This window comes from Klebsiella sp. w6 (assembly GCF_033100215.1).
GTDB classification, from domain to species: Bacteria; Pseudomonadota; Gammaproteobacteria; order Enterobacterales; family Enterobacteriaceae; genus Klebsiella; species Klebsiella variicola.
Map to the genome: position 1 here is coordinate 3,902,279 of NZ_CP136907.1, position 25,455 is coordinate 3,927,733.

The 25,455-nt window shown below is 56.1% G+C and carries 27 protein-coding genes, 7 tRNA genes and 1 pseudogene; 17 read left to right on the forward strand and 18 right to left on the reverse strand.

Features of this window, described 5'->3' with window-relative positions:
- Positions 1–14: 14 nt before the first annotated feature.
- On the forward strand, positions 15–938 hold the full coding sequence (locus R0140_RS19195) for an acyltransferase (RefSeq protein ID WP_162493330.1): 924 nt from the start codon (positions 15–17) through the stop codon (positions 936–938).
- 16 nt (positions 939–954) lie between these two features.
- On the opposite strand, the gene R0140_RS19200 is transcribed toward R0140_RS19195, so the two are convergent.
- On the reverse strand, positions 955–1,461 hold the full coding sequence (locus tag R0140_RS19200) for a hypothetical protein (protein WP_012542408.1): 507 nt from the start codon (positions 1,459–1,461) through the stop codon (positions 955–957).
- 734 nt (positions 1,462–2,195) lie between these two features.
- On the opposite strand from R0140_RS19200, the gene R0140_RS19205 reads away from it, so the two are divergent.
- Both R0140_RS19205 and R0140_RS19210 read left to right on the forward strand, forming a co-directional pair.
- Positions 2,196–2,411, forward strand: a complete 216-nt coding sequence (locus tag R0140_RS19205) for a biofilm development regulator YmgB/AriR family protein (RefSeq protein WP_012968674.1) — start codon at positions 2,196–2,198, stop codon at positions 2,409–2,411.
- Positions 2,412–2,493: 82 nt separating this feature from the next.
- Positions 2,494–3,048: a helix-turn-helix transcriptional regulator gene (locus R0140_RS19210; protein ID WP_008805716.1), complete on the forward strand. Its 555-nt coding sequence runs from the start codon at positions 2,494–2,496 to the stop codon at positions 3,046–3,048.
- Between the two features lie 38 nt (positions 3,049–3,086).
- Here R0140_RS19210 and R0140_RS19215 read toward each other — a convergent pair whose 3' ends face one another.
- Both R0140_RS19215 and R0140_RS19220 read right to left on the reverse strand, forming a co-directional pair.
- Positions 3,087–3,821 carry a MerR family transcriptional regulator gene (locus R0140_RS19215; protein ID WP_008805715.1) on the reverse strand — a complete coding sequence of 245 codons (735 nt, stop codon included), beginning with the start codon at positions 3,819–3,821 and terminating at the stop codon, positions 3,087–3,089.
- Between the two features lie 154 nt (positions 3,822–3,975).
- Complete coding sequence (locus R0140_RS19220; RefSeq protein WP_023297241.1) at positions 3,976–5,187, reverse strand: diguanylate phosphodiesterase; 1,212 nt, start codon at positions 5,185–5,187, stop codon at positions 3,976–3,978.
- 330 nt (positions 5,188–5,517) lie between these two features.
- On the opposite strand from R0140_RS19220, the gene ycgZ reads away from it, so the two are divergent.
- The 3 genes from ycgZ (at position 5,518) to R0140_RS19235 (ending at position 6,512) form a co-directional block, all read left to right on the forward strand.
- Complete coding sequence (ycgZ, locus tag R0140_RS19225) at positions 5,518–5,763, forward strand: regulatory protein YcgZ (protein WP_012542413.1); 246 nt, start codon at positions 5,518–5,520, stop codon at positions 5,761–5,763.
- Positions 5,764–5,888: 125 nt separating this feature from the next.
- Complete coding sequence (locus R0140_RS19230; protein ID WP_008805712.1) at positions 5,889–6,194, forward strand: hypothetical protein; 306 nt, start codon at positions 5,889–5,891, stop codon at positions 6,192–6,194.
- Positions 6,195–6,245: 51 nt separating this feature from the next.
- Positions 6,246–6,512 (forward strand): biofilm development regulator YmgB/AriR family protein, encoded by a 267-nt coding sequence (locus R0140_RS19235; protein WP_012542414.1) that lies wholly within the window; start codon positions 6,246–6,248, stop codon positions 6,510–6,512.
- 107 nt (positions 6,513–6,619) lie between these two features.
- Here the strand turns inward: R0140_RS19235 and pgl are convergent, their stop codons facing one another.
- The gene (gene pgl / locus R0140_RS19240) at positions 6,620–7,615 is read right to left on the reverse strand and encodes a 6-phosphogluconolactonase (protein ID WP_016160516.1); all 996 of its coding nucleotides are present in this window, start codon (positions 7,613–7,615) and stop codon (positions 6,620–6,622) included.
- A gap of 228 nt (positions 7,616–7,843) precedes the next feature.
- On the opposite strand from pgl, the gene R0140_RS19245 reads away from it, so the two are divergent.
- A complete protein-coding gene (locus tag R0140_RS19245; RefSeq protein ID WP_008805709.1) occupies positions 7,844–8,662 on the forward strand; it encodes a pyridoxal phosphatase in 819 nt (272 codons plus the stop codon).
- On the opposite strand, the gene modC is transcribed toward R0140_RS19245, so the two are convergent.
- The 4 genes from modC to R0140_RS19265 form a co-directional block, all read right to left on the reverse strand.
- Positions 8,663–9,721, reverse strand: coding sequence for a molybdenum ABC transporter ATP-binding protein ModC (modC, locus tag R0140_RS19250; RefSeq protein WP_023297239.1), 1,059 nt, complete (start codon positions 9,719–9,721; stop codon positions 8,663–8,665). It abuts the gene before it with no gap.
- Between the two features lie 2 nt (positions 9,722–9,723).
- On the reverse strand, positions 9,724–10,413 hold the full coding sequence (modB, locus tag R0140_RS19255) for a molybdate ABC transporter permease subunit (protein WP_008805707.1): 690 nt from the start codon (positions 10,411–10,413) through the stop codon (positions 9,724–9,726).
- The gene (gene modA, locus R0140_RS19260; protein WP_032739350.1) at positions 10,413–11,186 is read right to left on the reverse strand and encodes a molybdate ABC transporter substrate-binding protein; all 774 of its coding nucleotides are present in this window, start codon (positions 11,184–11,186) and stop codon (positions 10,413–10,415) included. The genes modB and modA overlap by 1 nt, the downstream gene beginning before the upstream one ends.
- Before the next feature lie 142 nt (positions 11,187–11,328).
- On the reverse strand, positions 11,329–11,478 hold the full coding sequence (locus tag R0140_RS19265) for an AcrZ family multidrug efflux pump-associated protein (RefSeq protein WP_002895156.1): 150 nt from the start codon (positions 11,476–11,478) through the stop codon (positions 11,329–11,331).
- A gap of 153 nt (positions 11,479–11,631) precedes the next feature.
- On the opposite strand from R0140_RS19265, the gene modE reads away from it, so the two are divergent.
- The 7 genes from modE to gpmA all read left to right on the forward strand — a co-directional run bounded on the left by modE (position 11,632) and on the right by gpmA (position 19,473).
- Positions 11,632–12,420, forward strand: coding sequence for a molybdenum-dependent transcriptional regulator (gene modE / locus R0140_RS19270; protein ID WP_032739348.1), 789 nt, complete (start codon positions 11,632–11,634; stop codon positions 12,418–12,420).
- 67 nt (positions 12,421–12,487) lie between these two features.
- Positions 12,488–13,960, forward strand: a complete 1,473-nt coding sequence (modF, locus tag R0140_RS19275; RefSeq protein WP_012542418.1) for a molybdate ABC transporter ATP-binding protein ModF — start codon at positions 12,488–12,490, stop codon at positions 13,958–13,960.
- A 209-nt stretch (positions 13,961–14,169) separates the two neighbouring features.
- Positions 14,170–15,186, forward strand: a complete 1,017-nt coding sequence (gene galE / locus R0140_RS19280) for a UDP-glucose 4-epimerase GalE (protein WP_012542419.1) — start codon at positions 14,170–14,172, stop codon at positions 15,184–15,186.
- Between the two features lie 9 nt (positions 15,187–15,195).
- Positions 15,196–16,242, forward strand: coding sequence for a galactose-1-phosphate uridylyltransferase (gene galT, locus R0140_RS19285; protein ID WP_049009794.1), 1,047 nt, complete (start codon positions 15,196–15,198; stop codon positions 16,240–16,242).
- 2 nt (positions 16,243–16,244) lie between these two features.
- Positions 16,245–17,393, forward strand: a complete 1,149-nt coding sequence (gene galK / locus R0140_RS19290; protein WP_032701039.1) for a galactokinase — start codon at positions 16,245–16,247, stop codon at positions 17,391–17,393.
- A complete protein-coding gene (gene galM / locus R0140_RS19295; RefSeq protein ID WP_008805700.1) occupies positions 17,387–18,430 on the forward strand; it encodes a galactose-1-epimerase in 1,044 nt (347 codons plus the stop codon). The genes galK and galM overlap by 7 nt, the downstream gene beginning before the upstream one ends.
- Positions 18,431–18,720: 290 nt before the next feature.
- On the forward strand, positions 18,721–19,473 hold the full coding sequence (gene gpmA / locus R0140_RS19300) for a 2,3-diphosphoglycerate-dependent phosphoglycerate mutase (protein WP_002895089.1): 753 nt from the start codon (positions 18,721–18,723) through the stop codon (positions 19,471–19,473).
- Positions 19,474–19,546: 73 nt separating this feature from the next.
- On the opposite strand, the gene aroG is transcribed toward gpmA, so the two are convergent.
- Complete coding sequence (aroG, locus tag R0140_RS19305; RefSeq protein ID WP_012542422.1) at positions 19,547–20,599, reverse strand: 3-deoxy-7-phosphoheptulonate synthase AroG; 1,053 nt, start codon at positions 20,597–20,599, stop codon at positions 19,547–19,549.
- A gap of 313 nt (positions 20,600–20,912) precedes the next feature.
- On the opposite strand from aroG, the gene R0140_RS19310 reads away from it, so the two are divergent.
- A complete protein-coding gene (locus R0140_RS19310; RefSeq protein WP_012542423.1) occupies positions 20,913–21,290 on the forward strand; it encodes a YbgS-like family protein in 378 nt (125 codons plus the stop codon).
- Positions 21,291–21,408: 118 nt separating this feature from the next.
- Positions 21,409–22,353, forward strand: coding sequence for a CDF family zinc transporter ZitB (gene zitB, locus R0140_RS19315; protein ID WP_049153319.1), 945 nt, complete (start codon positions 21,409–21,411; stop codon positions 22,351–22,353).
- On the opposite strand, the gene pnuC is transcribed toward zitB, so the two are convergent.
- On the reverse strand, positions 22,350–23,069 hold the full coding sequence (gene pnuC, locus R0140_RS19320) for a nicotinamide riboside transporter PnuC (RefSeq protein ID WP_008805696.1): 720 nt from the start codon (positions 23,067–23,069) through the stop codon (positions 22,350–22,352). The two genes, zitB and pnuC, sit on opposite strands and share 4 nt — an antisense overlap.
- 35 nt (positions 23,070–23,104) lie before the next feature.
- Entirely contained in the window at positions 23,105–24,148 is a 1,044-nt protein-coding gene (gene nadA / locus R0140_RS19325) for a quinolinate synthase NadA (protein WP_012968682.1), read from the reverse strand.
- A gap of 69 nt (positions 24,149–24,217) precedes the next feature.
- On the opposite strand from nadA, the pseudogene R0140_RS19330 reads away from it, so the two are divergent.
- A pseudogene (locus R0140_RS19330) lies at positions 24,218–24,366 on the forward strand (hypothetical protein).
- Between the two features lie 76 nt (positions 24,367–24,442).
- Here the strand turns inward: R0140_RS19330 and R0140_RS19335 are convergent.
- The 7 genes from R0140_RS19335 to R0140_RS19365 all read right to left on the reverse strand — a co-directional run bounded on the left by R0140_RS19335 (position 24,443) and on the right by R0140_RS19365 (position 25,434).
- Positions 24,443–24,518, reverse strand: a tRNA-Lys gene (locus R0140_RS19335).
- A 33-nt stretch (positions 24,519–24,551) separates the two neighbouring features.
- Positions 24,552–24,627, reverse strand: a tRNA-Lys gene (locus R0140_RS19340).
- A 146-nt stretch (positions 24,628–24,773) separates the two neighbouring features.
- Positions 24,774–24,849, reverse strand: a tRNA-Lys gene (locus tag R0140_RS19345).
- Positions 24,850–24,852: 3 nt separating this feature from the next.
- Positions 24,853–24,928 (reverse strand) — tRNA-Val (locus tag R0140_RS19350).
- A gap of 151 nt (positions 24,929–25,079) precedes the next feature.
- Positions 25,080–25,155, reverse strand: a tRNA-Lys gene (locus R0140_RS19355).
- A gap of 2 nt (positions 25,156–25,157) precedes the next feature.
- Positions 25,158–25,233 (reverse strand) — tRNA-Val (locus tag R0140_RS19360).
- A 125-nt stretch (positions 25,234–25,358) separates the two neighbouring features.
- Positions 25,359–25,434 (reverse strand) — tRNA-Lys (locus R0140_RS19365).
- Positions 25,435–25,455: the final 21 nt, after the last annotated feature.

Consider the following 25,455-nt stretch of genomic DNA (forward strand, 5'->3'; position numbering starts at 1 on the left):
AGACATTAGGCTGTATGACAGCGGTGACCTTTTTCACTATCTATAACACCTGGGATCACTATGATTATGACTATCACTGGATCCTCGGGCTGCTGACCTTTATCTCGACCATCGCGACGCCGTTGTTTTTTGTGGTGGCTGGTTATCTTGATGCACAGACGCGTCACGATGCCAACTGGCAAATCGGCAAAATTAAAAGCGTGGTCATCGTCTTTCTGTTCTGGGTAACGGTCTATTATGTCTGGGAGCCTTATCAGCGCGGCTACCTGATCCAGCCCTGGTTTATTTTCGCCCTGATCGTGATCTATACCTTCCATCCCTTTATCGCCTGGCTCAGCCAGCGGCGGGGCCTGTTTTTCACCGTGGTTCTGACGCTGCTGTGCTGCGCTTATGGTTACGACCTGCTCTCGGTGCTCTACCCGGACAAACATCTCTTCAGCCTGCCGCCGCAGTATCGTCTGTGGACATGGCTACTTTTTTATTTAACCGGGCAGTTGTTTAACGATCCGCGAGTCACGGAGTGGATACGCGACCCGCGGGTGATTAAAGCCTCCATTATCGCCCTGCCCTTTGTCTATTTATTTACCTGGTTTTATGAACGCCATTTTTTCTTCGCGCTGTTTAAAGCCGATCGCAATGCGTTCATTCTGACGGGATCGCAAATTTATATTCTGATCGTCCTGCTGGTGATCGCCGCTAACGCCGTGCAGTTTAAAAAGAACCGCGAACTGAAGGAGGCGGTGCTGGCGACGGTTAGCAAAGCGATGACCGGGGTCTATATTCTGCACTACTCCGTTTTCCACCTGCTGGTGATGCTGATCCCTATTCACTCGTTAGCCACCAAGCTGGGCGTGATTGCGCTAACGTTTATCCTGTCGGTGCTCATTTCTCTCGCTGTGCTCTCCAGCACGCTGCTCAAGAAGGTGATAACCCTGTGACAAACGACGCGGCAACTTAGCGGAAACTCCACTGGATGCTAATCACAAACACGCTGGGAATAATGATGCCGCTCTCAAGGGCGAAATAGTCGGTAAAGTTGTACTGAATGGCATGGTAGATATAGGGGGAAAAGCCGATCCCGGTGGCGTCCTTAAAATCTTTGTAGGAGCCATGATCGCCGCAATGCTCAAAGGCGTCGAAGAAGAATTCGCCGGTGTAGCCGTAGACCCCTTTAAAGGTCCATCCACTGCCGTTGTGGTACCAGTCTCTTCTCACCCCCAGCGCCAGGCAACGATCGTCGAAACTATTGTTCATCGTGCCAATCAGCAGACTATATTTCGAATCTTCCGAGAATTTCCGCTCTACCGAGAAAAAGTGGTTTTCAAAATTCTCAGTATATTGTCCGTGGTTATTGGTCAGATGGTAAACATAGGAACCAGTATTTACCGAATAGAGATTAATTTCTTTCGCCTGCGCGAAAGCGGCTAACCCGGCCAGGAGCATCACGCTTTTACCACGCATCATCCCTCCTCAGTCCTCTATGCCTGTCCATGAACAGAATGCTTTTGCCGTATTTACCGGTCGTTATGCTGGTGCGACACCCGACAGGAAAATGGGGGAAGATAACCGTGCCGAAATGAAAATGGAGTTCCAGAAAAGCGTAGCACACGCCTAATCCGCCAACAAACCGACCATGGCGATAGCGGAGTGGTTGATATTTCTCTCTTTACTATATTGTGCAAAAAACAGACAAAACCTCACCTGTTTTCCGCTATGCTCAGGGTCCGACGCGGAAGTTAGCCACCTGTCGACGACAGAGTTGCTGTGTACCCCTTCCTGCGTCGGCGCTCTTTCTGCTCAAGTGACGTAAACCGACAGAGCCCGTATTCCGATCGGGTCTGCGTCATTATCCCCTGTCTGATTGCCCTGTATCCGCATCCTGCACAGAACCGCTTTTTTGTACAAGTTAATAAAATTAAAAATACCTTTAAAATCAACAAATAAAATTAAAACGAAAAAATAAATCGTCTCGCTGTACATATCGTTATGAAAAAAGTTGTACATCCTAAAATCACCGACTATAGTTTTTGAGTGTTAACTGCTTGTTGCGCAACAAAGCGGGAACGCTAAACGGTTGCGTGGCGAGTCTGGCGGTGGTTCCTGGTTTTGCATTTCCTGTTAGTGACTTTTCGCGTACCACCGGTACGCTGCGACTTTTATGGTCAGTTTGCTTTATACGTGGGAGAGTTCGAGCTATGCATATTAAAAATACCATTCCAGCAGAATTTGTCTTCAATTCAGCCCTGATGAAGAATATTGAAAACACGCTCATGAAGCAGCACAGCACGATCAATAATGAGCGGATGATTACGGAAATCCAGCACCGCCTGCAAACGGAAAGTAATGAAATACTTTCCGACCTCTATCTGCAGGCGTTGGATATGCTGTACAGCAAAAAACATCATCATTAAGTGATCCCACCGCGCCGACAGCAGGGACAGCCCTGCTGTGCCGGCACGCCTGGGTTTTCATCTGCTAACTGGGGCTCAAAAAATGTCACACCATAATACTTGCTATCGTTCTGAGCATTACGATCTGTGGTTTGATAATCGTTTTCTTCTCTACGGGATGTCGCTGATCCTGAATACCTTGCCGGCATCTTATTTTCGTAAAAAACATGTTTTTTTTACCAGCGACAATTATTTCGCGGTGCTTGAGCATAACTATAATCGGCGGGATACGTTATTTATTCTGTTAACTGAGGGAAACGATCTTAATTTTCTCAGTGAACTGCCTATGTTGCGCTTACCGGCAAATTCGACGCCGGAAGAATTAAAAATCTTCCTGCATCAGCCCACCCGCTATTACAAAACGCACCCGGCGCCGGGCGCCTCGGTGCAGTTTACCGAACGGGAAAAGAAAGTTATTCAGCTTATCAGCAATGGCGAAGCGGTTGCCAGCATTGGTCGTTCGCTAAATCTGCACATCAAAACCATTTATCAGATCCGGCTGAATCTGATTAAAAAGCTCGGCTGTAGCGGTAGGACCGATTTTTTTAATATCAGTCGTAGTGAAACCTTTAAATCCTGGAGTCAGATTCACCTGTAGTCAGGTGCAATAGCCCCGGCCTGTCCCCCCAGACGGGGCTATTGCGTACCGTGAAAATGAATGCTGAAGCCCTGCTCCTGCCAGTGGCTGAGCAGTTCCTCCTGCAGTGGCGTGGCGGCGCGTCCGGTCCAGACAAAGATATGCTGCCCGGGGAAGAGCTCGGGCCGCGGCGACTCCAGCGGTTCAGCGAGAACGTTGACATGCCAACCGCGCTGCGAAAGACGCCATGCCTCCAGCCACAGACGAGTCCGGTCTTCATTACTCCAGCCCACCAGCAGTGTCTCTTTACCATTTTTTTTACGCGCTTCGGCGAGAAACAGCGCCACGCAGTCAATGAGCAAGCCATCCAGCAGGCTGCTAATCACCAACGAGGTATTCTGATCGAGCTTGAGACGCTGTCGTACCGGCACTAACAGGCTATCGATAAGGGTATCAACGGGGTGTTGATGGCTCAGCGCCATTAATTTGGCGCGGATTCTGGCGGGCTGCATATAACGCAGAATGGACATCATCTCTTCCTGAAGATGCGCGGATTCGTCGCGCGCCGCCGGCAGATTATCCTCCAGCAGCGCTTTGACTTTCCCTACGGATACACCGCGCTCTATCCAGCGCTTGATCTCTTCTATGCGCAGGATATCTTCTTCATCAAACTGTCGATGCCCGCCTTCGCTGCGCTGCGGTTTCAGTAGACCGTAACGCCGCTGCCAGGCGCGCAATGTAACCGGATTGATTCCGCAACGTTCGGCGACTTCACCGATACTGTAAAACGCCATAGCAGCCTCACATCAACCTGATACTTTTTACCTAAACTAACGAATTCAGGCATCCTGTACAACTCTATTTTCTTGTACAGATAAAGATATCAGGTTGTGGCTCACAGCGCGCGGGGAAAAAGATGAAAAAATAGTAAGCTGATTTCGCGGTGGATTATTTCTTCTCCGGCCAGGCAACGGCGGGCAGGCCCCCCAGGCGGGCACCCGCGAATAAATTGCCCTGAAACTGCGAAATCCCGGCTGATTCAAGCCACATCCACTCTTCAGCACGCTCAACGCCGACGGCTGAGACCGCAATCTCCAGAGAAGTACAGCATTTGATAATCGCCTGTACAATCGACTGGCGCGGCCCGTCCTGGTGGATATTGCGGATCAGCTCATGGTCGATTTTAATTCTGTCGGGTTGGTATTGCGCCAGCAGCGACAGCCCGGCAAACCCGGCGCCGAAGTGATCGATGGCAAGATTAATCCCCGCGCCCTTCAGTTTGCGCACCGCATCGGTAAAATCGGCCATCCGCGAAATCACTTCCCGCTCAGTGAACTCGACAATAATCTGCTCCGGGATCAGGTCATTGCGACTAATTTCGTCGAGCAGGAAAGCCACCGCATTCGGCGCTTTGACCAGCGTCATCGGCAGCAAATTAATGCTTAACGCCTTATTACGTAAACCTAATTTACCCGCCAGAGACAGCGCGACGCGCTTACTGTGCAGGTCGGCGAGATAAATATCATCCCCTGCCAGCCCGGCAAAATAGGCGCCAGGAGACTGGCCGTCCGGTGTACGCAGCAGCGCTTCCCACGAGATAATTTCGCAGGCGAAAGGATCGACGATCGGCTGAAAGGCAAAAGACCAGTTTTCCGTATTATCGATAATGGGGGTGTCCGGATAAAAAGTGTCCTTATCGGGAATAAAAACCCAACTGTCCGCCGAAGGGATCTCAAAATAGTTCGCTTTTTCCGTGGATTCGACAAAAGTACGGAAAAATTGCAGCGCCCGGTCGTCATAGGTGAGCTGATATTTTGTCGTGCCCCGGTCCATTACTGTCTGTAGTACTTCCTCACGATCATGTTCCCGTAAATCAAACAGTTCCATACCGACCTTACCAAATCGACGGGACGGTGCATAATCGCAAAACAACTCCACCAGATTATAATGACGAGGATCGAGGACAATTGTTTGATAAATATCCCTTACCTTTTCTTCCGGTCCTTCAATAAGTTGAAAAAAATGCGTCCCGTTAAACAGTAATATACCGGTGACATCCGCCTGCCCATTTCTCTCGTTTGCCCTGGCAACCATGGCCTCGATCGATTTGAATGAGACATTGTCGCAAATATGGCTGCGATAAATGATGGTGGTAAGCATAGTGATTCCAGATGGGAGGGATAAGCATTCACAGTAGCAGTTATCAGGCTAATCGTCTTGCAAAACTACGTTTTATCTTAACAAAAAAGATACACTAAAAATCCACTCTTTGTGCAAGGTTTTTTCTTTTTTTTCTTTTCTTGTACAACATGCAACGCTACCCCCTACCTTTACAAGCCAGGATCTCCGCAAACAAAAACAAATATTACATTAAAAATCATCATGATAGCAACGATCGCTGCAATATTACGCAATTTTCTATGTACAACTTATTAATTATTGTATAAGTTTATTTGCAGTTAACAGATGAATGAAATGAAAGGAGCACATATGCAGCAGAATGGTTACATTCCAGATACAGCGAACGCAATTGCCCAGTATTTCAACAAAGCATCGTTACCTTCCCAGCAGGAAACGCTGGGTCAGATCGTGATGGATATTCTCAACGAAGGGCGCCATCTCAACCGCAAGGCCCTGTGCACCAAACTGTTGAGCCGCCTTGACAGCGCCCGTGCGCCTGAGGAAGAGAGCCACTATCAAACCTTAATTGGTTTGTTGTTTGCCGGTCAGGAATAACGTCATCGATCGTCGCCTGTTGCAACCGCAGTAGCAGATGAGGGGCGATCGCTTCCATAAACCTGCTGCTGACCTGAATGCCCGTTATCAGATTCAGGAAGAGTGTGGCATGCAGAGAGACGGTTATGAATAGCAGTGATACTGAGGAAATAACCGATGAGATCATCGGCGAGGCGGTGCTCGCGCTTCTGAAAACGAATCGCCCGATTACCACCCCGACCCTGCTGGTTCGGCTTCGGTTGATGCAGGCCACAGAGTCAGATCGCCAGCGAAGGAAAATCATCGCTGCCGTTATTGAAGAAATTTGCGCGAAGCTCGCCCTCCAGCGGAAGCACGCGCCTTTGCAGGTTAAGAAAATCAATGGCCGTTGGGAAAGCAGAGGAACGCTGGCGCAGAGCAGCATGGCGCCGGAAGCTAAAAAAATCCACTGATTGTCCCAACCATGGTGAATAAAACAGAGTGAGAATGTGATGAGACAGACTATGCATCAGCAACCCGATATTTACGCAGGACTGCAGGACACCGCGCTCTCAGATTATTTCCGTACCGCCGGTGATAAACTGGTTGATGAGTCCGCCGTCATGTCGCTCGCCATCAACAGTATTCTTCAGTCCGAGGGGCACCTGAACAATAAGGCCATTATATTATGGCTGATTCAGGCGCTGGAAAGCACCGATGATGTGGTGACCGCCGACGTGATCCGTAAAACGCTGGAGATTGTCGTCGGCTACACCATGGACGATATCTAAAGCCATCACGCTTCAGGCCCGCCAGGGCAACAGCTTCTCTACAGAGCCTGTCCGCTCTGATCAAAAAACCTCGCTGACGCGAGGTTTTTCTTTTACCGCCTGACCCTTCAGTGGGCGTTGACCACCACCCACATCGGCCCCTGCCCAACCGCATAGCGGCCTTTCTCATGCAGCAGCCCCTGCTCACCCTCAATTTCATACACTGCGATATGGTGCGATTTCTGCCCTGCGGCAATCAGATACTTACCGCTGTGATCGAGGTTAAAGCCGCGTGGCTGAGTTTCCGTCGGCTGATAGCCTTCCACTGCCAGCACGCTGCCATCTTCCGAGACGCTGAACACCGTAATGATGCTGGCGGTACGATCGCAGGCGTACAGATGACGACCGTCAGGGGTGATGTGAATATCCGCCGCCCAGCGCACGCCGGTGAAATCCTGCGGCATCATATCCAGGGTTTGTACACATTCGATGTTGCCATTCGGGTCTTTCAGTTCCCAGACGTCAACGGAACTGTTGAGTTCATTGACGCAATAACCATACTGCTGGTTCGGATGGAACACCATGTGGCGCGGACCGGCGCCCTCGACGGTGGTCACTTCCGCCGGCTCCTGAGCGGAGAGAAAACCATCCTCGCTGAGGGTAAACAGGCAAATACGATCCTGCTTCAGAGCCGGCACCCACAGGGTGCGGTTGTCCGGGGAGATATTGGCCGAGTGGCAACCTTCCAGCCCTTCCACCACGGTGACGGTTTCGCCCGGCAGGCCGTCCTGCAGCGGCGTCACGCTGACGCAACCCTGATTGTAGGAGGCGCTGAAGACAAAGCGGCCATGATGATCGGTAGAAATGTGGGTCGGGCTGCCCGGCAGCGCCGCTTCTCCCGCAAAGGTCAACGCTCCGTTATCCGGCGTGATGCGATACGCTAACACGCGAAACTCCGGACGAACGCCAACGTACAGATACTCCTTATTGGGACTGACCACCATCGGCTGTACCTGCCCCGGGGCATCAACCACCTGCACCAGCGTCAGTTTGCCGTCCGCTTCAAGACTCCAGACGTGGATTTGTTGGCTTTCCGGGCTGGCGGTATAAACGGTTTGTTTCATGACTACTCCTTCCCTCACTGCACGTGGAATTTTCATTTTCAGGATAACAGCACCCTGAAAATTATAAGACATCCGCCCATGATACTCGCAAAGTCCGCTGAATTTCCGACGGACGGCGGCACAAAGGGCATACAGGCATTCACGGCAGATGTGGAAAAATTGGTCCTGACGCCACGGCGGTGTACCATCATGGCCAGGTCACTTTTCAACATCAACCGGAAATAACACATGACAACACGCGTGATTGCCCTGGATTTAGACGGCACCCTGCTCACCAGCAAAAAAACCATCCTGCCCGCTTCGCTGGAGGCACTGGCCCGTGCCAGAGAGGCGGGCTACCAGGTTATCGTCGTTACCGGACGTCATCACGTCGCTATCCATCCTTTTTATCAGGCACTGGCTCTCGATACACCTGCAATTTGTTGTAATGGCACTTATTTGTATGATTATCACGCAAAAGAGGTTTTGGCAGCCGATCCTATGCCGGTAGCGCAAGCGGTAAGCCTGACGGCCATGCTCGCCGAACAGCAGATCCATGGCCTGGCGTATGTGGATGATGCGATGCTTTATGAACAGCCCACCGGGCATGTGATCCGCACCCGCAACTGGGCGCAGGCGCTGCCGGAGGATCAGCGCCCGGTATTCCGCCAGGTCGACTCGCTGGCGCAGGCGGTCCGCGAGGTCAACGCGGTATGGAAATTCGCCCTCACCGATGAAGACATTCCCCGTCTGCAGCGCTTTGCCCGCGAGGTCGGCGAGACGCTGGGCCTGGAGTGCGAATGGTCGTGGCACGATCAGGTGGATATCGCGCGCGCCGGCAACAGCAAAGGCAAACGCCTGGCGCAATGGGTGGCCAGCCAGGGGCTGTCGATGCAGGATGTGGTGGCCTTCGGCGATAACTACAACGATCTTAGCATGCTGGAAGCGGCGGGCACTGGGGTGGCGATGGGCAATGCGGTGGACGAGGTGAAAGCTCGCGCCAGGGTGGTCATCGGCGACAATGAGTCCACCAGCATCGCCGAGTTTATCTACCGCCAGCTGCTGTAATCAGGCGGCGATCGACACGCTTTTGATCTGAGCAAACACCTGCTGACCTGGCGCTATCGCCAGGTCGTCCCGCGCCCATGGGCTAATCCTGGCCCATAGCAGACGGCCACTCACTCTGAGCTGCACTTCAATCTGTCCGTTGACCTCCAGACACTGAGCCACCTCGGCGCGCAAGATATTGCGGATGCTGGTCCCGGACGGCTGGGCCAGTGTCAGCGAAACGTCCGACGCCTGAATGCGGATCCGTGCGGTGTCGCCTGCGGGACGTTCGAGCCGGTTGACCCACAGCAGCTGGTCACCCAGCGTCAGAGCCGTCATCGCGTACTGCGGATGCTGCGCGGCGACGGTGGCGCTGAGGATCGTACTCTGCTGTTCCGCCGGCAGCCAGGGGTGCATCACGCTGCTGCTCCAGACCTCCTCCAGCGGACCAAAAGCCTTCACCTTACCGGCCTCCAGCACCAGCACGCGATCGGCCAGATGCTGGATCTCATCCAGCGAGTGGCTGACGTAGAGCATCGGAATATGGATCTCCTGCGCCAGCCGCTGCAGGTAGGGCAACAGTTCGCGTTTGCGCGGAATATCCAGCGAGGCCAGCGGCTCATCCAGCAGCAGTAGCTCCGGAGCGGTCAGCAGGGCGCGGCCGATGGCCACTCGCTGCTTTTCGCCGCCGGATAACCGGCCCGGCAGGCGATCCAGCAAGGGCGCGATCCCCAGCAATTCCACCAGCTTATCGAACTGGCTGACCATGGATTTCGCCATCCCGTAGCGCAGATTACCGCGCACTTTATAGTGGGGAAACAGGCGCGCGTCCTGAAACACATAGCCGATACGGCGCTGCTCCGGCGCCAGACAGATACGCTGGGCGGTGTTGTTCAGCACCCGGCCGTTGAGCACGATGCGCCCCGTTTGCGGCCGGGTCAGGCCGCTAATGGCGTTAATCAACGAGGTTTTGCCAGCGCCGGAGACGCCAAAGATGGCGGTGATCCCGCTGGCGGGCAGGGTTTCACGGATCTGCAGGCAGTGACTGCCGAGGGTCTGGGTAAAGTCCAGCTCCAGCATCATTATCCTCCCATGCGCTGGCGGCTCACGCGGGCCAGCCATTCCGAAATCAGCAGCGAAACCAGCGCCAGTCCGATGGCGATGAGGCAGAGGCGAGCCGCCGCCCCCTCCCCGCCCGGGGTCTGGATCAAGGTGTACATCGCCGAAGGCAGGGTGCGCGTTTCGCCGGGAATATTGGAGACGAACGTGATGGTCGCGCCAAACTCCCCTAACGAGCGGGCGAAGGCCAGCACTGTGCCGACAATAATCCCCGGCAGAGTCAGCGGTAGCGTAATCGTCATAAACACTCGCCAGCGGCTGGCCCCGAGGGTTCTCGCCGCTTGCTCCAGTTTGACATCCACCCCTTCCAGCGCCAGGCGAATGGCGCGCACCATCAGCGGGAAAGACATCACCGCCGCCGCCAGCACCGCCCCGCGCCAACTGAAGGCAAAGCTGATGCCGAACCAGTCATACAGCCAACTGCCAATAAACCCGCGCCGCCCCATGGCCACCAGCAGCAGATACCCCACCACCACCGGCGGCAGCACCAGCGGTAAATGGAGAATACTGTCGAGCAGCGCCTTGCCGGGAAAGGTGCGCCGAACCAGCAGCCAGGAAAAAAAGATGCCAAAAGGCAAGCTCAAGGCCACCGCCAGGGAGGAGACTTTCAGGCTCAGCAGCACCGCCTGCCATTCGGGTTCGCTCAGAAACATCAGCGGGTGGTAAATCCGTAACGTTTAAAAATCGCGGACGCTTCCGGCCCTTTCAGGTAGTCATAGAAAGCGCTCACGGCCGCATTGCGATGACCATCGACAATCGCCAGCGGGTACTCGACTTTCTGATGCGAGGCCTCCGGGAAGGTGCCGACCACTTTAACCCCTTTGCTGGCCACGGCATCGGAGCCATAGACAATCCCCAGCGGCGCTTCGTTGCGCTCCACCAGGGCCAGCGCGCCGCGCACGTCTTCCGCCGGGGCAAGTTTCGGCGACAAGGTCTCCCAGGCGCCGAGTTTCTGCAGCGCCTCTTTAGCGTAGATGCCTGCCGGAACGTGCTGCGGATCGCCCACCGCCAGACGGCCTCCTTTCAGCAGGCTGGTCCAGTCGGTTTTCTCATCAATGGTAATCGCCTCCTGCGCGCTGGCTTTCGGCGCGACCACCACCAGGCTGTTGCCAAGCAGGGTGGCTCGGGTTGCCGGGTCGATGGCCTTTTTGTCTGCGGCGTAATCCATCCATTTCTGATCGGCGGAGATAAACAGATCGGCTGGTGCGCCCGCTTCAATTTGCCGCGCCAGCGTCGACGACGAGGCAAACGACGACACGACATCGACGTTTTTCTCTTTCTTATACGCCTGGGCAATATCCTGCATCGCGTTGGTTAACGATGCGGCGGCGAAAACGGTCACTTTCCCCTCTGCCGCCAGCGCCTGACCCGCGACGCACAGCGTGAGTGATACCCCGATAACCCCGCGTAACCAAGAACCTGCCATCTGAATCTCCTGTCAATGCGTTATGTATTCGACAATATAACGATATGCAGAGCATTTTTATAGTGACACAGGACAATAAAACGAAGGGAAATGATACAGGAGGGAAATAGCACAGCGCCCGGTTAAACCGGGCGCCGGGAAATCAATGATTTTGCTGGCTGCGATCTTTGTGGCCTACGCCGGAGAAGAGGTTGAACACTTCGCCAAGACCGTAAATCAGTCCCAGGATGACCGCCATCACCACCGGTACCATGATGACCGCAAAAACCAGACTTTTCAAAAGCTCTAACATGGTTCACTCCAGATAGTATGATTTGCTGATTGTAACGGTTTCAGCCGAAAAAACACGCCCCATTTGTGCGGTGGGTAATGACAAAACCGCGCACAGAGGTTTTGCAAGCGGGTGACTATCGGTCACAATACCCTTTTTTGTCAGGAAACGATTATGCAGGCCGAAATTCTTCTTACCCTTAAGCTACAGCAGCGCCTGTTTGCCGATCCGCGGCGGATCGCCCTGCTCAAACAGATTGACCAGACCGGTTCGATAAGCCAGGGGGCCAAGCACGCGGGTATCAGCTATAAAAGCGCGTGGGATGCTATCAACGAGATGAACCAGCTCAGCGAACAACCGCTGGTGGATCGTGCCACCGGCGGTAAAGGCGGCGGCGGCGCGGTGCTGACCCGCTATGGGCAGCGGCTGATCCAACTGTACGATCTGCTGGCGCAGATCCAGCAGAAAGCGTTTGATGTGCTCAGCGATGACGATGCCCTGCCGCTGGACAGCCTGCTGGCGGCCATCTCACGCTTTTCCCTGCAGACCAGCGCCCGCAACCAGTGGTTCGGCACCATTACCGGCCGCGATCGCCAGCAGGTGCAGCAGCACGTCGAGGTACTGCTGGCCGACGGGCAGACGCGCCTGACCGTCGCCATCACCGCACAAAGCGCTGAGAAACTGGGGCTCGATGAGGGCCAGGAGGTGCTGGTCCTGCTGAAGGCGCCCTGGGTCGGCATCACCCTCGACCCCGCCGTGGCCCGCCAGGCCGATAACCAGTTGTCGGGTCGTATCAGCCATATCGAATGCGGGTCCGGGCAGTGCGAAGTACTGATGACGCTGGCCGACGGTCAGACCCTGTGCGCCACTCTGCCACAGGCGCAGACGTCTGGCCTGGCGGAAGGGACGGAGGCGATCGCTTACTGCAATGCCGATCGCATCATTCTCGCGACGTTATGCTGACCCCATTGACATTACGCGCCCGAAGTCGTATCCCTGATGCACATCGCTGCAAAAAATGGGATACATCATGTCATCATTGCAAATTTCGCAAGGCACGTTTCGCCTGAGCGATACAAAAACCTTAAAAATAGACCAGCTGAACCTGAGAGCGGGTCAAAGCTGGGCGTTTGTCGGTAGCAACGGCAGCGGCAAATCCGCCCTCGCGCGGGCTCTGGCTGGCGACCTGACCCTGCTCAGCGGCCAGCACGAAAGCCACTTCTCCCGCGTAACCCGCCTCTCCTTCGAGCAGTTGCAGAAGCTGGTCAGCGACGAGTGGCAGCGCAATAACACCGACCTGCTCAGCCCCGGCGAAGAAGACACCGGCCGCACCACCGCAGAGATTATCCAGGATGAGGTAAAAGATCCTGCCCGCTGCGCGCGCCTGGCCGAACAGTTTGGCATCAGCGCCCTGCTGGACCGCCGGTTTAAGTACCTGTCGACCGGGGAAACGCGTAAGACCCTGCTGTGTCAGGCCCTGATGACCGATCCGCAACTGCTGATCCTCGACGAACCTTTCGACGGCCTCGACGTCAACTCCCGCCAGCAGCTGGCTGCCCTGCTGGCCGACCTGCACCGCGCCGGCATCACCCTGGTGCTGGTCCTCAACCGCTTCGATGAGATCCCGGAGTTTGTACAATTCGCCGGCGTGCTGGCTGACTGCACCCTCAGCGAGACCGGCGAGAAGTCTTCCCTGCTGCAGCAGGCGCTGGTCGCCCAGCTGGCGCACAGTGAAAAACTGGACGGCATCACCCTGCCGGAGCCGGATGTCCCACCAGCCCGTCATGCGCTGGCAGACTCGGCGCCGCGTATCGTGCTCAATGACGGTGTGGTCTCCTACAACGATCGCCCGGTCATCAATCACCTCTCATGGACCGTGAACCCGGGCGAACACTGGCAGATCGTCGGCCCCAACGGCGCCGGTAAATCCACGCTGCTGAGCCTTATCACCGGCGATCATCCGCAGGGTTACAGCAACGATCTGACGCTCTTTGGCCGCCGTCGCGGCAGCGGTGAGACCATCTGGGATATTAAAAAGCATATCGGCTACGTCAGCAGCAGCCTGCATCTGGACTACCGGGTCAGCACCAACGTCCGCAACGTCATCCTGTCGGGCTATTTTGACTCTATCGGCATTTATCAGGCGGTCTCGGACAAGCAACACAAGCTGGTGCAACAGTGGCTGGATATTCTCGGCATTGATAAACGCACTGCCGACGCGCCGTTTCATAGCCTGTCGTGGGGCCAGCAGCGGCTGGCGCTTATCGTTCGCGCGCTGGTGAAGCATCCGACCCTGCTGATCCTCGATGAACCGCTGCAGGGGCTGGATCCCCTCAATCGCCAGCTGGTGCGTCGCTTTGTCGACGTGTTGATTGGCGAAGGGGCCACACAGCTGCTGTTTGTCTCGCACCATGCGGAAGATGCCCCGGACTGTATTACCCATCGCCTGGCGTTCGTTCCCAGTGGAGACGGTTACACTTATCAGCTCGGTCCTGTGGCCTGATGCCCCCTGCCGGGGGTCGAAAGATCCCTGGTATTTTTCAGAAAAATAGCGGCAAAACCACCTAACCATCTGTATTAAAGATAAAAAATTTTAATTTATGTCGTTTCACCATCAAGTGTAAACGATTCCACTAACTTGCCCTGTGTCACACTTTTCACTTCTTTGATATGCTATCTTCCTCATACACGATAAGCCGAATGGAGCGAATCATGAAAGTTCTGGTTACAGGTGGTAGCGGTTACATTGGAAGTCATACCTGCGTTCAACTGCTGCAGCAGGGACATGAGGTGGTGATCCTCGACAATCTCTGCAACAGCAAGCGCAGCGTACTGCCGGTGATTGAGCGTCTCGGCGGCAAAGAAGCCACCTTTATTGAAGGCGATATTCGTAACGAAGCGCTGATGACGGAGATCCTCCACGATCACGCCATTGAGGCGGTGATCCACTTCGCCGGGCTGAAAGCCGTCGGGGAGTCCGTCGCCAAGCCGCTGGAATATTACGATAATAACGTCACCGGCACACTGAAATTAGTTTCTGCCATGCGCGCCGCGGGCGTGAAGAACTTCATCTTTAGCTCCTCAGCTACCGTCTACGGCGACCAGCCGAAAATCCCATATGTAGAAAGCTTCCCGACCGGCACCCCGCAAAGCCCTTACGGCAAAAGCAAGCTGATGGTGGAGCAGATCCTGACCGACCTGCAGAAAGCCCAGCCAGAGTGGAGCATTGCCCTGCTGCGTTACTTCAACCCGGTTGGCGCCCATCCGTCGGGCGACATGGGGGAAGACCCGCAGGGGATCCCTAACAACCTGATGCCGTACATCGCCCAGGTCGCCGTTGGCCGTCGCGACTCGCTGGCCGTCTTTGGTAACGACTACCCGACTGAAGATGGCACCGGCGTACGCGATTATATCCACGTGATGGACCTCGCCGATGGCCACGTCGCGGCCATGGAAAAACTGGCTGACAAAGCCGGGGTCCATATCTACAACCTTGGCGCCGGCGTCGGCAGCAGCGTGCTCGACGTGGTCAATGCTTTCAGCAAGGCCTGCGGCAAACCGATTAACTACCATTTCGCGCCGCGCCGCGATGGCGACCTCCCGGCCTACTGGGCGGATGCCGCCAAGGCCGACCGCGAGCTGAACTGGCGCGTGACGCGCAACCTGGACGAAATGGCGCAGGACACCTGGCACTGGCAGTCCCGCCATCCGCAGGGTTATCCAGACTAAGGAACCTTCATGAGCGTATTTAACCCCGTTGACCATCCACATCGTCGTTATAACCCGTTAACCGGGCAGTGGATTCTGGTTTCTCCGCATCGCGCCAAGCGCCCCTGGCAGGGGGCGCAGGAAACGCCGGCAAAACAGACCTTGCCAGCCCACGATCCGGACTGTTTCCTGTGCCCAGGTAATACCCGGGTCACCGGCGACACCAACCCGAATTACACCGGTACCTACGTGTTTACCAACGACTTTGCGGCCCTGATGACCGACACTCCGGACGCACCGGAGAGTGACGATCCGCTGATGCGCTGTCAGAGCGCGCGCGGCACCAGTCGGGTGATCTGCTTCTCGCCAGACCACAGCAAAACGCTGCCGGAACTGAGCCTTGAAGCGCTGGAAGGCGTGGTTAAAGCGTGGCAGGAACAGACCGCGGACCTCGGGAAAAGCTACCCGTGGGTCCAGGTCTTTGAAAACAAAGGGGCAGCGATGGGCTGCTCCAACCCTCACCCGCATGGTCAGGTGTGGGCCAATAGCTTCCTGCCTAATGAAGCGGAACGGGAAGACCGTCTGCAGAAAGAGTATTACGCCGGACAAGGTCAGCCGATGCTGCTGGACTATGTTCAGCGCGAACTGGCCGACGGCAGCCGCACGGTGGTGGACACCGAGCACTGGCTGGCGGTCGTGCCCTACTGGGCCGCCTGGCCATTCGAAACGCTGCTGTTGCCGAAAGCGCACGTGCAGCGTATTACCGATCTCACCGACGCCCAGCGCAGCGATCTGGCGCTGGCGTTGAAAAAGCTGACCAGCCGTTACGACAACCTGTTCCAGTGCTCATTCCCCTACTCCATGGGCTGGCACGGCGCGCCGTTTAACGACGAAGACCATCACCACTGGCAGCTTCATGCCCACTTTTATCCGCCGCTGCTGCGCTCCGCGACGGTCCGCAAGTTTATGGTTGGCTATGAAATGCTGGCCGAAACCCAGCGCGATCTGACCGCCGAGCAAGCTGCCGAACGACTGCGCGCCGTCAGCGACGTCCATTTTCGTGAATCCGGAGTGTAATGATGAGTCTGAAAGAGAAAACCCAAACCCTGTTTGCTGACGCCTTCGGTTATCCGGCCAGCCATGTCATTCAGGCGCCAGGCCGCGTCAACCTGATCGGCGAGCATACCGATTACAACGACGGTTTTGTGCTGCCCTGCGCCATCGACTACCAGACGGTGATCAGCTGTGCGCCGCGCGACGATCGTACGGTGCGGGTGATTGCCGCCGATTACGACAATCAGACCGATGAGTTCTCTCTCGACGCGCCGATTATCAGCCACGATACCCAGCAGTGGTCGAACTATGTCCGCGGCGTGGTAAAGCATCTGCAGCAGCGGAACAACCACTTTGGCGGCGCGGATCTGGTGATCAGCGGCAATGTACCGCAGGGTGCGGGGTTAAGCTCCTCAGCCTCGCTGGAAGTCGCCGTCGGCACCGTGTTCCAGCAGCTCTATCATCTGCCGCTGGATGGCGCGCAAATCGCCCTCAACGGCCAGGAGGCGGAAAACCAGTTCGTCGGCTGCAACTGCGGCATCATGGATCAGCTGATTTCGGCGCTGGGCAAAAAAGACCACGCGCTGCTGATCGACTGCCGTTCGCTGGGCACCAAAGCCGTCTCGATGCCGAAAGGCGTGGCGGTGGTGATCATCAACAGCAACTTTAAGCGCACCCTCGTCGGCAGCGAGTACAACACCCGTCGTGAACAGTGCGAAACCGGCGCGCGCTTCTTCCAGCAGCCCGCCCTGCGCGATGTTACCCTCGAGCAATTTAACGCCGTCGCCCATGAGCTGGATCCGGTCGTCGCGAAGCGCGTACGCCATGTGCTAACGGAGAACGCCCGCACCGTGGAAGCCGCCAGCGCCCTCGAAAAAGGCGACCTGAAGCGGATGGGTGAGCTGATGGCCGAATCCCATGCCTCGATGCGCGATGATTTCGAGATCACCGTCCCGCAGATCGACACTCTGGTGGAGATCGTTAAGGCCGCGATCGGTGATAAAGGCGGCGTACGCATGACCGGCGGCGGCTTTGGCGGCTGCGTGGTAGCGCTGGTCCCGGAAGATCTGGTCGATACCGTTCAGCAGGCCGTTGCTAAAACGTATGAAGCGAAAACCGGTATTAAAGAGACATTCTATGTCTGCAAACCGTCACAGGGGGCAGGCCAATGGTAACGCAAACCACCGCGCTGGCGCCGGACGGCCAGCCCTGGCAGCAGGTGACCCTGCGCAATAAGGCGGGGATGACCGTTACCGTGGCGGATTGGGGCGCGACGCTGCTCAGCGCCGAGGTGCCGCTGGCTGATGGCAGCCTGCGTCATCCGCTGCTGGGCTGTGCGAAGCTGGAGGACTATGCCCGCCAGGCCGCGTTTCTTGGCGCCTCGGTAGGCCGCTACGCCAACCGTATCGGCAATAGCCGCTTCCCGCTTGACGGCCAGCTCGTCAACGTCACGCCATCAAACGACGCGGGCCACCAGCTCCACGGCGGCCCGGAAGGGTTTGATAAGCGCCGCTGGCGCATTGTCCGCGCCGACGAGCAGGAAGTGCTGTTCGCTCTGACCTCGCCCGATGGCGATCAAGGCTTCCCCGGCACTCTGCAGGCCACCGCGCACTATCGTCTGACCGACGATAACCGCATCGCGATTACCTATCGCGCCACCGTGGACCAACCCTGCCCGGTGAACATGACCAATCACGTCTATTTCAACCTCGACGGTGACCAGCGCGACGTGCGCCAGCACCAGTTGCAGATCCTCGCCCAGAGGTATCTGCCGGTGGAAAGCGACGGTATCCCGGGTGGTGAACTCAAAGATGTTGCTAACACCAGCTTTGATTTCCGCCAGCCGAAAACCATCGCCGCCGACTTCCTCGCCGACGCCGATCAGCAAAAGGTGAAGGGATACGATCATGCCTTCCTGCTGGATGCCAAAGGCGACGCCAGCCAGCCTGCGGCGCAGGTCTGGTCGCAGGACGGCAAGCTGCAGATGACGGTCTATACCTCCGCTCCGGCGCTGCAGTTTTACTCCGGCAACTATCTCGGCGGCACCCCGTCGCAGACGACGGAGCCCTACGCCGACTGGCAGGGGCTGGCGCTGGAGAGCGAATTCCTGCCGGATTCGCCGAATCATCCGGAATGGCCGCAGCCGGACTGTGTGTTACGTCCGGGCCAGGAGTACGTCAGCCTGACGGAATATCAGTTTATCGCCTGTTAATCGCCAGCGCCCTCCGCCGGGGGCGCTGTTTTTCGTCCCCGCCCTCCTCTCTGCCGCCTCTTTTTTCAGCAACCTGCTCTATTTTCCGTCACCAAAGGACAAAAAAATAACCTGTGTTTTACAAGCACCTTACACTGAGCCACTATTTTCGCTATGGTTAGGGATAAGCATTGCCGTGAGCCAAATCACGGCAATATAATGAGAATAGTTATCAATCAATAACACATACACCAACATATTCAGCGCACCGTTCGCGGCGCGAGGGATGGCGTGTAGAGAGGAGTAAGAGAATGGCTGTAACTAAGCTGGTACTGGTTCGTCATGGCGAAAGCCAGTGGAACAACGAAAACCGCTTCACCGGTTGGTACGACGTTGATCTGTCCGAGAAAGGCGTTAGCGAAGCGAAAGCGGCAGGTAAACTGCTGAAGGCTGAAGGCTTCAGCTTTGATTTTGCTTATACCTCCGTGCTGAAACGTGCCATCCACACCCTGTGGAACGTGCTGGACGAACTGGATCAGGCCTGGCTGCCGGTTGAGAAATCCTGGAAGCTGAACGAGCGTCATTACGGCGCGCTGCAGGGCCTGAACAAAGCGGAAACCGCTGAGAAATACGGTGACGAGCAGGTTAAACAGTGGCGTCGCGGCTTCGCTGTCACTCCGCCGGAGCTGACCAAAGACGACGAGCGCTACCCGGGCCACGATCCGCGCTATGCAAAACTGACCGACGCCGAACTGCCGACCACTGAAAGCCTGGCGCTGACCATCGACCGCGTCGTGCCTTACTGGAACGAAACCATTCTGCCGCGCCTGAAAAGCGGTGAGCGCGTGATCATCGCCGCTCACGGTAACTCCCTGCGCGCGCTGGTGAAATACCTCGACAACATGGGCGAAGACGAGATCCTCGAACTGAACATCCCGACCGGCGTACCGCTGGTGTATGAGTTCGATGAAAACTTCAAGCCGATCAAACATTACTATCTGGGCAATGCGGAAGAGATCGCGGCGAAAGCGGCTGCCGTCGCCAACCAGGGTAAAGCGAAGTAATTCCTCCCGGTAAAAACAAAAAAGCGTGGAAATCTCCACGCTTTTTTCATTGCCTGCGCCAGCGCAGATTCGCTTAGCCGCGGCGGGTTTTCACCGCTTCCGCCAGCTGACGCAGGATCGTTTCGGTATCCTCCCAGCCGATGCAGGCGTCGGTGACGCTCTTGCCGTAGGTCAGCGGTTCACCGCTCTCGAGGCTCTGGTTGCCTTCCACCAGATGGCTTTCAATCATCACGCCCATGATCGCCCGCTCACCGCCGGCAATCTGCTGGCATACGTCCGCGCCCACTTCCATCTGCTTCTTGAACTGCTTGCTGGAGTTGGCATGGCTGAAGTCGATCATCACCTGAGCCGGCAGGCCCGCTTTCGCCAGGCCGATCTTCACGTCCGCCACGTGCTTCGCGCTGTAGTTCGGCTCTTTGCCGCCGCGCAGAATAATATGGCAGTCGCCGTTACCGCTGGTATTAACGATAGCGGAGTGGCCCCACTTAGTGACCGACAGGAAACAGTGCGGTGCGCCAGCGGCGTTAATCGCGTCGATAGCCACCTTGATGGTGCCATCGGTACCATTCTTAAAGCCCACCGGGCAGGAGAGTCCGGAGGCGAGCTCACGGTGAACCTGGGATTCGGTGGTACGCGCCCCAATGGCGCCCCAGCTCATCAGATCGGCGACATACTGCGGGGTGATCATATCGAGGAATTCCCCCGCCGCCGGCAGGCCGCTGTCGTTAATGTCCAGCAGCAGTTTGCGCGCGATGCGCAACCCGTCGTTGATGCGGAAGCTGTTATCCATATGGGGATCGTTGATAAGCCCTTTCCAGCCGACGGTGGTGCGTGGTTTTTCAAAATAGACCCGCATGACGATCTCGAGCTCGCCCTTCAATGCCTCGCGCAGGGGCAGCAGACGGGAAGCGTACTCTTTCGCCGCTGCCGGATCGTGAATCGAACAGGGCCCAATCACTACCAGCAGACGATCATCGTCGCCCTTGAGGATCTGATGGATCGCTTTGCGAGCATGCGCAACGGTATTTGCAGCATTTTCGGTAGCAGGGAATTTTTCCAGGAGCGCAACGGGAGGTAATAATTCGTTGATCTCTTTAATGCGTAAATCGTCGTTCTGATAATTCATCTTCTTTCCAGCGTTGCCATACTTATTCAATGAAATGCAATCCCTCCAATCTATCTCTTCGTCGAAAAAGTGTAAACGTGATTTTACAGTAGTGATGGAATAATCCTGGAAATAGGCAAAAATACGCCATAAAGTAGCGAAACCAGGCTCATGCACTACAATAATTAACTGTTAGAGCTAATTAAGTCTTACGTTTCAGGATTATATAGTGACACTGCGATCGTCTGCGGAGTCTTTAACCATAGCGAGTCAGATCCCTGGCACACTCACCGCGGGAAGCGCATTTCCCTTCCCGGCTTAACAGGAGTATCCGATGAATATGAAAAAACTGACGACCCTTTTGCTCACCGCCACCTTAGGTCTTGCCAGCGGCGCGGCCCTGGCGGCAGACACTGGCGCCCAGTCCAATAATGGCCAGGCCAACTCTTCAGCGGATGCCGGTCAGGTGGCGCCGGATGCCCGTGAGAACGTGGCGCCAAACAATGTGGACAATAACCAGATCAATTCCGGCTCTGGCGGCACCATGCTCCATCCTGACGGTTCGACGATGAGCCAGGATAATATGTCGAGCGATGAAGTGCATAAAAACTCGATGTGTAAAGATGGCCGCTGTCCAGACACCGGTAAGAAACTGGACAATGGCGGCAGCATGAACCACGACAACAGCAAAACCGACGGTACCACCCAGTAAGTGATGCGGTGGGAACAAACGAAGAAAAGGCGAGCCGGGCTCGCCTTTTCTTCGTTTGTTATCGCTCTCTGTTTATGATGTCATAGCGTAATAATGATAACTATTAAGGGACGACACGATGGCCCACCCGCATTCGCACCCCCCTGCTCAGGCTCCGGACAGCAGTAACGCTCGCCGGCTGCGATGGGCGTTTATCGTCACCGCCGGTTTTATGCTGGTTGAAGCCGTCGGCGGCGCGATCTCCGGTTCGCTGGCCCTGCTGGCGGATGCCGGCCATATGCTCACCGATTCCGCCGCCCTGCTGTTTGCGCTGCTGGCGGTTCGCTTCGCCAGCCGCCCACCGAATACCCGCCATACCTTTGGCTGGTTGCGTTTGACCACCCTGGCGGCGTTTCTCAATGCCATTGCCCTGGTGGTGATTACCATTTTGATTGTCTGGGAGGCGATTCAGCGCTTCCAGCATCCGCAGCCGGTGGCCGGCGTGACGATGATGGTGATTGCGGTCGCCGGCCTGCTGGCTAACGTGCTGGCCTTCTGGATCCTGCATCGGGGGAGTGAAGAGCAGAATCTCAACGTGCGCGCTGCGGCGCTACACGTGCTGGGCGACCTGCTGGGCTCGGTCGGCGCAATCGTGGCAGCTGTGGTGATCCTCACCACCGGCTGGACGCCTGTCGACCCGATTCTTTCCGTGCTGGTTTCCTGCCTGGTATTACGTAGCGCCTGGCGATTACTGAAGGAGAGTCTGAATGAACTGCTGGAAGGCGCGCCGCGTTCGCTGGATGTGGCGGCCCTGCAGCGGGATATCCGTCGCTCTATCCCGGAGGTACGCGATGTTCACCACGTCCACGTCTGGCTGGTGGGGGAAAAACCGGTGATGACGCTCCATGTTCAGGTGGTCCCGCCGCACGATCATGATGCGTTACTCAACCGTATCCTGCATTTCCTGGAACATAAATATGAAATTGAGCATGCCACGGTGCAGATGGAGTACCAGCCCTGCAGCGGCCCGGAGTGCCATCTCAACACGATGCACGCCGGGCACGATCATCACCACCACCATTAGCCAGAAAACGCGTGAGAACCTCGCTCACGCGCGCTGTTTATCCACATCCGGCTGCCGTTCAGCGCAATGAACGTCAGCAAGAGGTATTCCAGCGACATGGCATAGACGCCCTGGCGGGCAAAAATCACCACGCTTATCACGTTGACAATCACCCACAGCAGCCAGTTTTCAACATACTTGCGGGTCATTAAGATCATCGCCACCACCGACAGCACCGTCATGCAGGAGTCCCAGAACGGGAAGGCATCCGGCTGCAGCACCGGCATGGAGACCTGCAGACCCAGCGCTTGCATCAGGCTGACCGCGATCCGCGTAAGGAAAGCAAAAAACGGGTTGATAAACAGGGTCAGCAAGCCGATCGCCACCACGCAGGCCGCCAGCCAGCCCAGCGCTTTGCTGCGCGGCAGCCAGCGGATCTGCAGCTCAGCCTCATGGTTGCTGCTTTGTCGCGACCAGGCATACCAGCCGTAAACGTTAGCGGCAAAGAAGAACAGCTGCAGCAGCAGGCTGGCATACAGCTGGATCTGAAAGAAGATGATGGCGAACAGCGTGACGTTGACCAGCCCGAAAGCATAGTTACTGATCTTCTCCAGGCTCGCCAGCCAGATGCACAGCAGCCCGGCGATGGTCCCCACGGCCTCTATCCAGGAGAGATCGTACCCCCCGGCGCCGATGGGTATATGTACTAAGATATTCTGCGTGCTAAAAAAATCCATTTCATCCCCTCAGCGTCTTGCGACGCGACAATACGTTATCCCCGTAGTGTAGCCGCAAAATCCAGCATCCGGTTAAGCGGAATCAATGCCCCGGTGCGCAGCGCTTCGTCGACGTGGATTTCGTGTTCAGCGCCGCCCTGTTCGAGTCCCTCGGCAATGGCTTTCAGGCCGTTCATCGCCATCCACGGGCAGTGCGCGCAGCTGCGGCAGGTCGCCCCTTCGCCGGCAGTGGGCGCTTCCAGCAGCGTTTTCTCCGGTACCGCCTGCTGCATTTTATAGAAGATACCGCGATCGGTGGCCACGATCAGCTGGCGCTGGGGCAAGCTTTTCGCCGCCGCAATCAGCTGGCTGGTGGATCCCACGGCATCCGCCATCTCGACGATCGCCTGCGGCGATTCAGGATGGACCAGTACAGCAGCTTCAGGATAGAGGGCCTTCATACGCGTCAGTGCCTGGGTTTTAAACTCATCGTGCACGATGCACGCTCCCTGCCAGCACAGCACGTCTGCGCCGGTCTGACGCTGGACATAGCGGCCAAGGTGGCGGTCCGGCGCCCAGAGGATCTTTTGACCCAGGCTGTCCAGATGATCAATGAGTTCCACGGCGATACTGGAGGTAACCACCCAGTCAGCGCGGGCCTTCACCGCGGCGGACGTATTGGCATAAACCACCACGGTGCGATCGGGATGGGCATCGCAGAAGGCGTTGAATTCCTCAATCGGACAGCCCAGATCCAGCGAACACTCCGCGTTCAGGGTCGGCATCAGAATGGTCTTTTCCGGGCTGAGGATTTTGGCGGTTTCCCCCATAAAACGCACCCCGGCGACCAGCAGCGTGGAGGCCGAATGACGGGCGCCAAAACGCGCCATCTCCAGCGAGTCGGCGATACAGCCGCCGGTTTCTTCCGCCAGTTGTTGAATTTCAGGATCGGTGTAGTAATGCGCCACCATCACGGCGTCGCGCTCGCGCAACAGGCGCTTGATTTTTTCGCGATAAAACTGCTTTTCGTCGACGGTCAGCGGTTGTGGTTTCGCTGGAAAAGGATAAATCGCCGTTTCAGGATCAAACATTACGCTCATCATGCAATCTCGTTTTACTGGCTTAACTCTAAGACCGTCACTATGGCCTGTCTGCGCCTTAACACGGTCATGGTGTTTTATATGCTAAACAAGATAGCGGATTACGAGCAAAAAGTCGTGATGAATTTTGTACATCAGCCCGTATGCCGCGGACGATGCTACACATCTGCCCAAACGACCGGTTCGTACCCTGTGTAGCCACGGTAAGCGCAGCGTGACCGTGGAGTCATGCTGAAGTCGAATTTTGGAGTATGGCGGATAGCAAAAAGGCGCCTTTAGGGCGCCTTTTTACATTGGTGGGTCGTGCAGGATTCGAACCTGCGACCAATTGATTAAAAGTCAACTGCTCTACCAACTGAGCTAACGACCCCTTGCGGGATTTTGCTACTGTAATCATTCAGGATGGTGGGTCGTGCAGGATTCGAACCTGCGACCAATTGATTAAAAGTCAACTGCTCTACCAACTGAGCTAACGACCCGCTCTGGTACTACCTGAATAATTTCACTCGACACCAATATTGAAATTGGTGGGTCGTGCAGGATGACTCGGCTTCGCCTCGCCCTTCGGGCCATTGCTGACGCAACGTTATCCTTCACGTTCAACATTTGAGTTAAATGCTGAAATTGGTGGGTCGTGCAGGATTCGAACCTGCGACCAATTGATTAAAAGTCAACTGCTCTACCAACTGAGCTAACGACCCGAGTGGTGGGTGATGACGGGATCGAACCGCCGACCCCCTCCTTGTAAGGGAGGTGCTCTCCCAGCTGAGCTAATCACCCGAAACTGCGCTGGATACTACCGATACTGCGTCCACCGGTCCCATCATTAAAATGGTGGGTCGTGCAGGATGACTCGCTTCGCTCGCCCTGAGGCGCCGTTGCTGAAGCAACGTTATCCTTCACGTTTAACACCGACGTTCGATGTTAAAGATGGTGGGTCGTGCAGGATTCGAACCTGCGACCAATTGATTAAAAGTCAACTGCTCTACCAACTGAGCTAACGACCCGGTGGTGGGTGATGACGGGATCGAACCGCCGACCCCCTCCTTGTAAGGGAGGTGCTCTCCCAGCTGAGCTAATCACCCGATACTGCGCTGGATACTGCTAAGTGGTGGGTCGTGCAGGATGACTCGGCTTCGCCTCGCCCTATGGGCCGTTGCTGTCGCAACGTTATCCTTCACGTTTTACTATCGCGTTCCACCAGAACGATTGGTGGGTCGTGCAGGATTCGAACCTGCGACCAATTGATTAAAAGTCAACTGCTCTACCAACTGAGCTAACGACCCACTCTGGCATCGCTTTGGGCT